This window comes from Tepidiforma sp., from assembly GCF_034433535.1.
GTDB lineage: Bacteria > Chloroflexota > Dehalococcoidia > Tepidiformales > Tepidiformaceae > Tepidiforma.
Genome location: NZ_DAOUAO010000083.1, coordinates 1 through 11250 on the forward strand (window position 1 = coordinate 1; position 11250 = coordinate 11250).

Annotated in this window: 11 protein-coding genes; all 11 read left to right on the forward strand. The window is 65.9% G+C overall.

Annotated elements, in window-relative coordinates:
* Positions 1-185: 185 nt before the first annotated feature.
* Genes VAE46_RS04830 through VAE46_RS04880 form a run of 11 tightly spaced genes read left to right on the forward strand, consistent with a single transcriptional unit; the run spans position 186 to position 11053 of the window.
* Positions 186-548, forward strand: a complete 363-nt coding sequence (locus VAE46_RS04830) for an NADH-quinone oxidoreductase subunit A (protein ID WP_322795786.1) — start codon at positions 186-188, stop codon at positions 546-548.
* Positions 545-1105, forward strand: a complete 561-nt coding sequence (locus VAE46_RS04835; protein ID WP_322795787.1) for an NADH-quinone oxidoreductase subunit B family protein — start codon at positions 545-547, stop codon at positions 1103-1105. The genes VAE46_RS04830 and VAE46_RS04835 overlap by 4 nt, the downstream gene beginning before the upstream one ends.
* The gene (locus VAE46_RS04840; protein WP_322795788.1) at positions 1102-1620 is read left to right on the forward strand and encodes an NADH-quinone oxidoreductase subunit C; all 519 of its coding nucleotides are present in this window, start codon (positions 1102-1104) and stop codon (positions 1618-1620) included. Before VAE46_RS04835 ends, VAE46_RS04840 begins: the two co-directional genes overlap by 4 nt.
* Positions 1621-1666: 46 nt before the next feature.
* Positions 1667-2818 carry an NADH-quinone oxidoreductase subunit D gene (locus tag VAE46_RS04845; protein ID WP_322795789.1) on the forward strand — a complete coding sequence of 384 codons (1152 nt, stop codon included), beginning with the start codon at positions 1667-1669 and terminating at the stop codon, positions 2816-2818.
* Entirely contained in the window at positions 2815-3972 is a 1158-nt protein-coding gene (gene nuoH / locus VAE46_RS04850; RefSeq protein WP_322795790.1) for an NADH-quinone oxidoreductase subunit NuoH, read from the forward strand. Before VAE46_RS04845 ends, nuoH begins: the two co-directional genes overlap by 4 nt.
* Positions 3969-5312: an NADH-quinone oxidoreductase subunit I gene (locus tag VAE46_RS04855; RefSeq protein WP_322795791.1), complete on the forward strand. Its 1344-nt coding sequence runs from the start codon at positions 3969-3971 to the stop codon at positions 5310-5312. Before nuoH ends, VAE46_RS04855 begins: the two co-directional genes overlap by 4 nt.
* Positions 5312-5812 carry an NADH-quinone oxidoreductase subunit J gene (locus VAE46_RS04860; protein ID WP_322795792.1) on the forward strand — a complete coding sequence of 167 codons (501 nt, stop codon included), beginning with the start codon at positions 5312-5314 and terminating at the stop codon, positions 5810-5812. The genes VAE46_RS04855 and VAE46_RS04860 overlap by 1 nt, the downstream gene beginning before the upstream one ends.
* 2 nt (positions 5813-5814) lie before the next feature.
* Complete coding sequence (gene nuoK / locus VAE46_RS04865; RefSeq protein WP_322795793.1) at positions 5815-6123, forward strand: NADH-quinone oxidoreductase subunit NuoK; 309 nt, start codon at positions 5815-5817, stop codon at positions 6121-6123.
* A gap of 18 nt (positions 6124-6141) precedes the next feature.
* On the forward strand, positions 6142-8046 hold the full coding sequence (nuoL, locus tag VAE46_RS04870) for an NADH-quinone oxidoreductase subunit L (RefSeq protein WP_322795794.1): 1905 nt from the start codon (positions 6142-6144) through the stop codon (positions 8044-8046).
* A gap of 4 nt (positions 8047-8050) precedes the next feature.
* Positions 8051-9556: an NADH-quinone oxidoreductase subunit M gene (locus tag VAE46_RS04875; RefSeq protein WP_322795795.1), complete on the forward strand. Its 1506-nt coding sequence runs from the start codon at positions 8051-8053 to the stop codon at positions 9554-9556.
* Positions 9557-11053 (forward strand): NADH-quinone oxidoreductase subunit N, encoded by a 1497-nt coding sequence (locus tag VAE46_RS04880; RefSeq protein WP_322795796.1) that lies wholly within the window; start codon positions 9557-9559, stop codon positions 11051-11053. It abuts the gene before it with no gap.
* The last annotated feature ends 197 nt before the right edge of the window (positions 11054-11250 follow it).

Below are 11250 nucleotides of genomic sequence, written 5' to 3' on the forward strand. Positions count from 1 at the left end.
TTGCCCTCCCCTTTCCCCGCAGGTATCGTTTGTGTGCTTCGTCACAACCACGCGGTCCCCCGGGCGCCCGCAGCCGCCCGTGCCCGCGACAAGCCCTGGGAGCCCAAGCCGCCGATGCGTGCAGCAGCCAGCCACCCGCGCCCCGCACCTCGCGCCGCCCTGCTCCCCCATCCCGGGAGCGCCCGATGAGCTACTACGACCAGTGGGCAGCCATCCTCATCGCCGCCATCGCCGGCTTCATCCTCGTCTTCACTGCCCTCATCGCCACCCGCATCCTCGCCCCCTTCGCCCGTGAAAAAGCCAAGGGCATCTCCTACGAATGCGGCATGCTCCCCATCGGCCGCAACTGGGCGCAGGTCCACGTCCGCTACTACCTCATCGCCATCGTCTTCCTCCTGTTCGATGTCGAGACCGTCTTCATCTTCCCGTGGGCCATGACCTACCTCACCCTCGCCGAGTTCATCTTCTGGCAGATGATCCTCTTCATCGCCATCCTCAGCCTCGGCCTCGTCTACGCCTGGAAGCGCCGCGTCCTGGAGTGGAAATGAGCGAAACGACCGTTCCCCCCTACGTCCCCGATTACGGCGCTGAAGCCGAACGCCTCCGCCCCGTCGACCTCCCCCGCGCCCGGGCCGCCTACCGCATCGTCCTCCCCGGCGTCCTCCAGACCGGCGCCGACACCATCCTCGCCATGAGCCGCAAGAGCTCGCTCTGGCCGATGACCTTCGGCCTCGCCTGCTGTGCCATCGAAATGATCGGCACCTTCATGGCCCACCACGACCTCGACCGCTTCGGCATCGTCCCGTGGCCGAGCCCCCGGCAGAGCGACGTCATGATTGTCTCCGGCACCGTCACCAAGAAGATGGCCCCCGCCATCAAGCTCCTCTACGAGCAGATGCCCAACCCCAAGTACGTCATCTCCATGGGCGCCTGCGCCACCAACGGCGGCCCCTACACCGAATACGACCGCGTCCTCCAGGGTGTCGACAAGATCATCCCGGTCGATGTCTACGTCCCCGGCTGCCCCCCGCGCCCCGAATCGCTCCTCGAGGGCTTCCTCCGCCTCCAGGAGAAAATCATGGAAGAAAAACGGATGGTCGGATGAGCAAGACCGAAGCGCCGAAGACCATCGACCACGTCGTCTCCCTGCTCCAGAAGCACCTGGGCAAGCTCCCGGTCACCATCAGCCGCACCGCCACCGACGCCAACATCGACGTCGCGCCCGGGCACTTCCGGGCCGTCATCGAAGAGCTCAAGAACCGCCGCGAATTCGATTTCAACTTCCTCCGCAACATGGTCGGCATCGACATGCAGGAGGAAGGGCTCGCCTGCAAATACCAGCTCTACTCCTATCGCCACCGGCAGAGCGTCCAGGTCACCGTCCTGACGCCGCCGGGCAACCCCCACATCCCCAGCATCACCGACCTCTACGCCGCCGCCAACTGGCACGAACGCGAAGCCGCCGAAATGGTCGGCCTCGTCTTCGATGGCCACCCCAACCTCAAGAACCTCCTCCTCGATGAGGACGTCCGCATCCACCCGCTCCGCAAGGACCACCCGCTCCAGAAGGTCGAAATCCTGCAGGGCATCGAAGACACCACCCCGGGGTTCCCCTTCTGATGCGCGCCATGCCCGCCCCTCGCCCCGCAACCCGGAGGACCGCCCCATGAGCATCTGGCCCGAAGAACGCGTCCTCACCGAAGACGGCTTCGAAACCGTCGACATGACCATCAACGTCGGCCCGCAGCACCCGGCGACCCACGGCGTCTTCCGCATGGTCCTCACCGTCGATGGCGAGCTCGTCGTCGATTGCGAACCCTACATCGGCTACCTCCATCGCGGCCTCGAAAAACTCACCGAAAACCACGACTACCGCCAGTCCATGGGCTGGTGGGACCGCACCGACTACCTCGCCGGCATGGCCTGCGAAATGGCCTACTGCATGGCCGTCGAAAAGCTCGGCAACATCGAAGTCCCCCGCCGCGCGGAATACATCCGCGTGATGATGGTCGAGCTCTCCCGCATCCTCTCCCACTTCATGTTCTTCGGCGCCTTCGGGGCCGATGTCGGCTCCTTCGGCACCTCCTTCATCTACGCCTGGCGCGAACGCGAGCGCATCTACGACTTCTTCGAAGAGGTCGCCGGCGACCGCATGTTCCCGACCTACTTCCGGCCCGGCGGCGTCTCCATGGACCTCCCCGAGAACTACCAGGACCGCGTCCGCTGGCTCCTCGGCTCCATCCGGCAGGGCCTCGATGACTTCGACGGCCTCCTCGTCGGCAACGAAATCTTCGTCGAACGCTGCCGCGGCCTCTCGCCCGTCACCCCCGAGCAGGCCTTCGACTGGGGCCTCACCGGGCCGTGCCTCCGCGCCACCGGCTACAAGTTCGACCTCCGCAAGGACGACCCCTACAGCGTCTACCCCGAGCTCAAGTTCGATATCCCCACCGGCACCACCGGCGACGTCTTCGACCGCTTCATGGTCCGCATGGCCGAGGCCTGGCAGAGCACCCTCATCGTCGAACAGTGCCTCGATGCCCTCCGCCAGCTCGAAGGCGAGCTCGTCCTGAACCCCGACCTGCCCAAGACCCTCCGCATCGACAGCGGCGAATGCTACGTCCGCACCGAAGGCACCAAGGGCGAATACGGCGTCTACGCCCTCGCCAAAGGCGGCAACAAACCCTACCGCATGAAGCTCCGCTCGCCCTCCTTCTGCAACCTCTCGGCCCTGCGCGAAATGGTCATCGGCCACTACGTCGCCGACGCCATCATCATCCTCGGCTCGCTCGATATCGTCCTCGGCGAGGTAGACAAATGACCGACTTCGGCGACCCGATCCTCGGCCTGCCCACCTGGCTCGATGCCATCATCCGCATCGTCATCGTCGTCCTCGTGATGACAGTCATCGTCGTCTATCTCACCTACGGCGAACGGAAACTCGTCGCCCGCTTCCAGCAGCGCCTCGGCCCCATGCGGACCGGCCCCTACGGCCTCCTCCAGGGCTTCGCCGATGCCCTCAAGCTCGTCGGCAAGGAAGATATCCGCCCCCGCAACGCCGACCGCTGGGTCTTCGAGCTCGCTCCCTACGCCACCTTCATCCCCGTCCTCATGACCCTCATGGTGCTCCCCTTCGCGGAGAACTGGGGTGTCCGCAACCTGGCCCTCGGCCTCTTCTTCGTCTTCGCCGTCCTCGGCCTCAACATCGTCGGCATCCTCATGGCCGGCCTCGGCTCCGGCAACAAGTACGCCCTCCTCGGCGGCGTCCGCGCGGCCGCCCAGATGATCAGCTACGAAATCCCGCTGGTCGTTTCCCTCCTCTGCGTGGTCATGATCACCGGCGCCGATACCGGCACCGGCCTGGGCACCCTCAACCTCAACACGATCGCCGCCCTCCAGGAGGACCGGCCCTACATCGTCCTCCAGCCGCTCGCCTTCCTCATCTTCTTCACGGCGATGCTCTCCGAACTCCACCGTGCCCCGTTCGATATCCCGGTGGCCGAATCCGAGATCGTCGGCGGCTACTTCGTCGAGTACTCCGGCATCCGCTGGAGCATGTTCCAGCTCACCGAGTACGCCTCGATGTGGGGATTCAGCGTCTTTGGCTCCGTCGTCTTCCTCGGCGGCTGGGCCTGGCCGTTCGGCACCGATGCCCACTGGTCCATCCAGCTCCTGACCACCATCGTCAAGAGCTTCCTCATCATCGCCACCATCATTTGGGTCCGCACCACGGTGCCCCGCCTGCGCATCGACCAGCTCATGAACTTCAGCTGGAAGGTCCTGCTCGAGCTCTCGTTCCTGCAGCTCCTCGTCAACGGCATCATCCTCTACTACGACTGGCCGCAGGAGGTGCTCGCGCTCGCCAGCGCCGTCGGCGCCGGCTTCCTCATCTTCCTCATCGTCCGCCATGCCTCCACCCGCTCCACCAAAGGCCTCGTCGGCACCTACCGCACCCTCGGAGCGTCGTCATCATGAAAGGGATCCTGAAAGGCCTCGGCGTTACCTTCTCCACCTTCCTGCGCAAGCCGGTCACCATCGAATACCCGGACGAGCGCAAGGTCCTGCCCCCGCGCCAGCGCTCCTTCCCGGTCCTCACCTGGGACTTCGACCACGATGAGCCCTTCTGCACCGGCTGCAACGTCTGCGTCCGCAACTGCCCCGTCGACTGCATGACGGCCGTGATGAAGGACAACCCGAAGTACGCCGAGGGAACCAGCAACCGCCGCAAGATCGTCGACAAGTTCTGGATCGACTACGCGCGCTGCATGCGCTGCAACATCTGCGTCGAAGTCTGCCCCTTCGAAGCCATCGTCATGGACAACACCTGGTCCGGCCACGAACACGCCGTGTACGACCGCCGCGACCTCCACATGGACATCGACGAGCTCACGAAGGTCGCCCGCAGCGGCCAGCTGGTCGTCCCCTTCCGCCCGCAGGACAACATCGAAACGATCGAACGCCGCGTCAAGGGCGAAGAACCGCCACCTCCCTCGTTCGTCGGCGGCCGTCCGGAAGACCGCCAGCGCCAGCTCGAACGCATCGCCCGCGGCGAACCGGCAGCCATCCAGGAGCGCGAACCCGAAAAACCGAAGGTCGCCGCTGCCGCAGCTCCCGGCGCCGCAGCCGCCGCAGCCGGCGAAGCTGAGGTCCTCTCTGAATCCAAGATCCGCGCGAAGCGCATGCGCGCCGAGCGCGAGGCCAAGGCCTACCTCGACCGCGGCGAGCCCGTCCCGCAGGAGATCCTCGACCGCATCGAGTACTACAAGAACCTGAAGCCCGGGCAGCCCGCCGCTGCCGCGCCGGGCGCAGCCGGTGCCCCGGCGGGCGAGGTTCTCTCCGGCACCAACCCCGATGGCACCATGCGCTTCCCGCCCGGCGTCGGCACCGGCCCCAAGGGCGACCCCAACTCGTACGAGAAGGTCCGCGCCCGCCGCATGCGCGCCGAGCGGCAGTTCAAAGAGCTCACGGAGAAGGGCGAGCCGATCCCGGATGACCTCGCGAAGACGCTCTACGAGCTGGGTAGCGACCTCGCCCCCGGCGGCTCCATCTGGCAGACCCTCGCCGCCCAGGGCGGTGGCGCCGCGGCCGCAGCGCCAGCAGCCAGCGGCGCCGCCAGGCCCGGCGCGTGGACCCCTCCGCCCGGCGTCGGCACCGGCCCGAAGGGCGACCCCAATTCGTTCGAAAAGGTCCGCGCCCGCCGCATGCGCGCTGAACGCCGCGCCCGCGAGGCCGTCGAACGCGGCGAACCCATCCCCGAAGACGTCATCCAGACCATCAAAGAGCTCGGCGGCCAGCTTCCCGAGGGGGTCCAGTAGTGGCAACCGAAGTCATCTGGTGGGTCTTCGCCATCCTCATCACCATCCTCTCCGCCGGCGTCGTCTTCTCCCGCTCGGTCATCCACTCTGCCATCTTCCTCATCGGCAGCCTCGCCGGCGTTGGCGCGATGTTCGTCCTGCTGACCGTTGAATTCCTCGCGCTGACGCAGTTCCTCATCTACGGCGGCGCCGTTACCGTGCTCGTCCTCCTCGCCCTCATGCTCACCCGCGCCGACCCCAGCGGCCGCGCCGAAAAGCTCAACGGACCCCAGGCGCCCTTCGCCCTGCTTGCCGGTGTCGGCATCCTCGCCGTGCTCCTCGGCGCCGCAATCGGCACCGACTGGATCGGCAACACCGAATCCCCCACCAACATCGCCATCGAAACCATCAGCCAGCGGCTCTTCCAGGACTTCGGCCTGCCCTTCATCCTCGCCTCCGTCCTCTTGCTGGTAGCCCTCGTTGGGGCCATCATCGTCGCTCGGCAGGAGGAGGGCGAGTAAGCATGGTGCCGCTCGAAAACTACCTTGCCCTCAGCGCGGTGATGTTCGCCCTCGGCGTCTACGGCGTCCTCGCCCGGCGCAACGCCGTGCTGGTGCTCATGAGCATCGAGCTCATGCTCAATGCGGTGAACCTCAACTTCGTCGCCTTCGCGGCCTACCTCGATCCCGGCCGCATCCTCGGCGCCATCTTCGCCGTCTTCATCATTACCGTGGCCGCGGCCGAAGTCGGGCTCGCGCTTGCCATCGTTATCCGCCTCTTCCGCAATCGCGCCACCGCGAATGTTGACGAGGCGGCCATCCTCAAGTGGTAAAAGGGGCCAGCACAACGCATGGGAGCTGAACACGCCTGGTTGCTCGCCGCTGTCCCGGCGGGCGCATTCCTTGTGCTCGCGCTCTTTGGCCGCGCACTCCCCCGCGGCGGCGATTACCTCGGCATCGCCGCCATCGCCACGTCGTTTGTCCTCTTCTTCGTCGTCCTCGCCGATTTCCTCGACACGCCGGGCAAAATCGGCCCCGTCGTCAACAACATCAGCTGGTCCTCCATCGGCGAAACCTTCGACCTTCGCATGGGCATCTTCATCGACCCCATCACCATCGTCATGTTTGGGGTCATCACCACCGTCGCCCTCATGGTCAACATCTTCTCCCTCGGCTACATGAAGGGAGAGCCGCGCTACTACTGGTTCTACGCCATCCTCCAGCTCTTCGCGGCCTCCATGCTCCTGCTGGTCATGGCCGATAACCTCCTGCTCCTCTACATCTCGTGGGAGCTCGTCGGTGTCTGTTCTTTCCTCCTCATCGGCTTCTACTGGGAGAAGCGCAGCGCCACCGAAGCCGCGAAGAAAGCCTTCGTGACCACCCGCATCGGCGATGTCGGTCTCCTCATCGGCATCATCCTGCTCTGGAAGGAAGGCGGCACCTTCAACATCCAGGAGCTGATCCACCTCGCCGAAGAGGGCCACTTCAGCACCACCTACCTCTTCGTCGCCCTCGCCTTCATCTTCATCGGCTGCATGGGCAAGAGCGCCCAGGTCCCCTTCCACGTCTGGCTCCCCGATGCAATGGAAGGCCCGACCCCGGTCTCCGCCCTCATCCACGCCGCCACCATGGTCGTCGCCGGGGTCTACCTCACCGCCCGGCTGCTTCCCATGTTCGAAGTCGCCGACGGCATGCTCCTCGTGGTGACCATCGTCGGCCTCACCACCGCCCTGCTCACCGGGTTCATCGCCCTCGCCCAGACCGACATCAAGAAGGTCCTCGCCTACTCCACGGTCGGCCAGCTTGGCTTCATGTTCGTCGCCCTCGGCGCGGGCGAGCCGGCCGTCGCCATGTTCCACCTCATGACCCACGCCTTCTTCAAGGCACTCCTCTTCCTCGGGGCGGGCTCGGTCATCATCGGCACCCACCACAACCAGGATATGAGCCGCCTCGGCGGCCTCTGGAGGAAGATGCCCATCACCGGCACCACCTTCCTCATCGGCTCCCTCGCCCTCGCGGGCCTCCCGCCGCTCGCCGGCTTCTGGTCGAAAGACGAAATCTTCGTGGTCCTCGAGCACAAGTGGGGCGCCTGGGCTGTCATCCTCCTCGGTATCAGCGCCGTCACCACCGCCTTCTACACTACCCGCCTCTTCATCCGGACCTTCATGGGCCGCCCCGCCGACCCCCACACCGTCGACCATGCCCGCGAAACCCCGCCCGTGATGACCGGCCCGCTCGTCTTCCTCTCACTCCTCGCCATCGTCAGCGGCTTCGTCGTCTTCCACGATGTCGGCAAGGCGCTCGGCTTCCCCGGCGGCATCACCGAGTTCATCTTCCTGCCGCACCACGGGCCGCACGAGTACGAGCTCAAATGGGGCTTCGCCGCGGCCTCCGTCGCCATGGCCGTCATCGGCATCTTCACCGCGGGCTGGATGTACTGGGCCAACGACCTCCGCCGCTCCACCGCCCTCGCCACCTGGAAGCCCGCCGTCTACGACATGCTCCAGCGCAAGTTCTACTTCGATGAACTCTACCAGGGCATGATCGACCGCGGCGTCCTCGGCTTCAGCTTCATCGTCTCCTGGTTCGACCGCTACGTCGTGAACGACACCGGCGTCGATGGCTCGGCGCAGATCACCGGGTTCTCCGGCGGTGTACTCAAATATCTCCAGACTGGCCGCGTCCCCAACTACGCCATGGCCATCGCCCTCGGCGTCATCGGGCTCGCGCTCGCCGGGCTGGTCGTGAGGGGCTAATCGCATGACCTTCGACGAAGGCCAGGGCTATCTCGTCCTCGCCACGATCGCCGTGCCGCTCCTTGCGGCCCTCCTGCTCGTCTTTATCCCCGGCAGCCAGAAGATGGCCGTCCGCCACCTTTCGGCCGTCACCGGCGCCATCCTCGCCGCCCTCTCCATCTACATCTTCATCGCCTACCAGGTCGATGGCCCGCAGGCCCAGATGAACCTCCGCTGGACGTGGGTCGAAAACACCGCCTTCCTCGGCGAGAACGGCATCAGCCTGCGCCTCGCCGTCGATGGCATCTCCGCCCTCATGGCCCTCCTTACCGGCGTCGTCGCCTTCGCCGGCGCCCTCGCCTCCTGGAAGATCGAGTACCGCAACAAAGACTTCTTCATCCTCTACTGGGTCCTCCTCGCCGGCGTGTACGGGACCTTCTTCTCCTACGACCTCTTCTTCTTTTTCTTCTTCTACGAACTCGCCGTCATGCCCCTCTACCTGCTCATCGGCGTCTGGGGCTCCACCCGCAAGGAGTACGGCGCCGCCAAGCTCACCCTCATGCTCGTTGGCGGCTCCGTCCTGATCTGGATCGGCATCTTCGCCGTCTTCCACGAAGCCAACGTCGGCACCTTCGACCTCCCCACGCTCTGGGCGGCCGGCCAGGAAGGCGTCCTCAGCCCCACCTTCCAGAAAGTTTTCTTCCCCTTCATGGTCGTCGGCTGCGGCGTGCTCGCCGCGCTTTGGCCGCTCCACACATGGTCCCCCGACGGCCATATGTCCGCCCCCACCGCCGTGTCCATGGTGCACGCAGGCGTCCTCATGAAGCTCGGAGCCTTCGGCATCATCCGCCTCGGTATCCAGCTCATGCCCGAGGGCGCCGATTTCTGGATGCCCGCGCTGATGGTCTTCGGCACCATCGGCGCCGTCTACGGTGCGACCGCCGCCCTCACCCAGCGCGACTTCAAGCTCATCTCGGGCTACAGCTCCGTCAGCCACATGGGCTACGTGCTCATGGGCCTCGCCACCATGAACGCCATCGGCATCACCGGCGCCGTCCTCCAGATGTTCTCCCACGGGGTGATGACGGCCCTTGTCTTCCTCATGATTGGCGCCCTCTACGACCAGGCCCACACCCGCGACATGAAGGAATTTGGCGGCCTCGCCCGCGTCATGCCGCTCTGGGTCATCTTCTACGCCATCGCCGGCCTCGCCAACGTCGGCCTCCCCGGCTTCTCCGGGTTCACCGCCGAATTCCACATCTTCGTCGGCACCTTCCGCACCTACCCCGTCTTCGGCGCCCTCGCGATCTTCGCCGCCGCCCTTGCCGCCGCCTACATGCTCCGCATGTTTGCCACCGTCTTCTTCGGTCCCATCAACCCGCACTGGAAAGAGCTCAACGACCTCACCCCCCTCGAACGCCTCTCCGGCGGCATGCTCATCGCCTCCATCGTGGTCATGGGTGTCTGGTGGGCGCCCTTCATCGACCGCGTGGGTCACACCGTCACCCGCCTCCCGGGGGTTACCGGCTAAATGCGCGACTACACCCTCTTCGTTCCCGAGTACATCGCCGCCGGCGCGGCCCTCGTCGTCATCGCCCTCGAACTCTTCGCCCCGCGCCTGCGCAAGGACGCCCTCGCCTACCTGACCGCCCTCGGCGCCGTCGCCTGGTTCGCCGCCGGCCTCGTCTACCTCGACCGCGACCCCAAGTCCTTCCAGGACCTCTTCAGCAGCGACGACTTCACCACCTACTTCCGCCTCCTCGCCGCCGGCATCGTCTTCACCGTCGCGCTGATGGCCGCCGAATACCTCAAGCGCCAGCGTGGCGTCGACCACGGCGAGTTCTACGGCCTCCTCCTCATCGCGGGCGCGGCCATGACCATCATGGCGGGCGCCACCGAACTCCTTACGGCCTACCTTGCCCTCGAAATCCTCTCCTTCTCCCTCTACGTCCTCGTCGGCATTCTCAAGCGCGACCTCCGCTCCAACGAAGCCTCGCTCAAATACATCCTCCTCGGCGCCTTCTCCAGCGCCCTCTTCCTTTACGGCCTCTCGCTGATCTACGGCGCGACCGGCACCACCTACTACGCCGAGATCGCCGCCTCCCTCGCCGACCGCTCAACAGATACCGACCCCGCCATCGTCGTGGGCTTCATGCTCATCCTCGCCGGCGTCGGCTTCAAAGTCTCCGCCGCGCCGTTCCACATGTGGGCGCCCGATGCCTACGAAGGCGCCCCGCTCCCGGTGACCGCCTTCCTCTCGACCCTCTCCAAGGCCGCCGGCTTCGCCCTCATCCTCCGGCTCTTCAGCACCGCCCTCGCCAATGACGCCGAATCCTGGCGGTGGGCTATCCTCGCGCTCGCCGCCATCACCATGACGGTCGGCAACCTCATCGCCATCCAGCAGAAGAACCTCAAGCGCCTCGTCGCCTACTCCTCCATCGGCCAGGTGGGTTACATGCTGCTGACCATCGCCGCAATCGGCTATGGCGATGCCCAGGTCGGCCTCAACGCCACCTCTGGCCTCCTCATCCACCTCACCGGCTACATCGTCACCACCCTCGCGCTCTTCGCTGCCCTCACCGCCGCCACCGCCCGCACCGGCAGCGAAGAGATCGCCGGACTCCGCGGCCTCGCCGAAACCCAGCCCTTCCTTGCCCTCGTCATCACTGCCTCGCTCTTCTCCTTCGCCGGCCTGCCCTTCTTCGCGGGCTTCGCCACCAAGCTGTTCTTGCTCCAGGGCGCCACCACCGATGAAACCCTCTGGGCCGTGGCCCTCGCTGTGCTCAACAGCTTCATCAGCCTCTACTACTACCTCATGGTCATCCGCCAGATGTACCTCTTCGATCCCGTCGGCGAAACGGCCCGCTTCCGCGTCCAGCCGGTCCTCTGGGGCCTCTCCGCCGTCCTCCTCCTCGGCATCCTCTTCATAGGCATCTATCCCGGCCCCGCGTTCGAAGCCTCCGAGCAGGCCGCCCGCCCGCTCTTCCAGGCGCTCGAAGCCGGGAGCGCGCGCGTCCAGGCGCCCTGAGCACCCACCCCCGCTGACGGCACGCTCTGCGCGCCCTTTACCCGCCCCTACCGCGCCATTCGCGGTACACTGGCCCTAGCATGCCCAAACTTGGATTCCTCAACCGCATCCTCGGTGATTCCAACGAGCGCGAACTTCGCCGCCTCCAGCGCATCGTCGACGAAATCAACGACCTCGCCCCCGAAACCGAATCCCTC

Excerpts from the sequence above, each read along its gene's own strand:
- VAE46_RS04845 (WP_322795789.1), top strand. The coding sequence starts at position 1,667 with ATGAGCATCTGGCCCGAAGAACGCGTCCTCACCGAAGACGGCTTCGAA.
- nuoH (WP_322795790.1), top strand. The coding sequence starts at position 2,815 with ATGACCGACTTCGGCGACCCGATCCTCGGCCTGCCCACCTGGCTCGAT.
- VAE46_RS04855 (WP_322795791.1), top strand. The coding sequence starts at position 3,969 with ATGAAAGGGATCCTGAAAGGCCTCGGCGTTACCTTCTCCACCTTCCTG.
- nuoL (WP_322795794.1), top strand. The coding sequence starts at position 6,142 with ATGGGAGCTGAACACGCCTGGTTGCTCGCCGCTGTCCCGGCGGGCGCA.
- VAE46_RS04840 (WP_322795788.1), top strand. The coding sequence starts at position 1,102 with ATGAGCAAGACCGAAGCGCCGAAGACCATCGACCACGTCGTCTCCCTG.
- VAE46_RS04835 (WP_322795787.1), top strand. The coding sequence starts at position 545 with ATGAGCGAAACGACCGTTCCCCCCTACGTCCCCGATTACGGCGCTGAA.
- VAE46_RS04875 (WP_322795795.1), top strand. The coding sequence starts at position 8,051 with ATGACCTTCGACGAAGGCCAGGGCTATCTCGTCCTCGCCACGATCGCC.
- nuoK (WP_322795793.1), top strand. The coding sequence starts at position 5,815 with ATGGTGCCGCTCGAAAACTACCTTGCCCTCAGCGCGGTGATGTTCGCC.
- VAE46_RS04880 (WP_322795796.1), top strand. The coding sequence starts at position 9,557 with ATGCGCGACTACACCCTCTTCGTTCCCGAGTACATCGCCGCCGGCGCG.
- VAE46_RS04830 (WP_322795786.1), top strand. The coding sequence starts at position 186 with ATGAGCTACTACGACCAGTGGGCAGCCATCCTCATCGCCGCCATCGCC.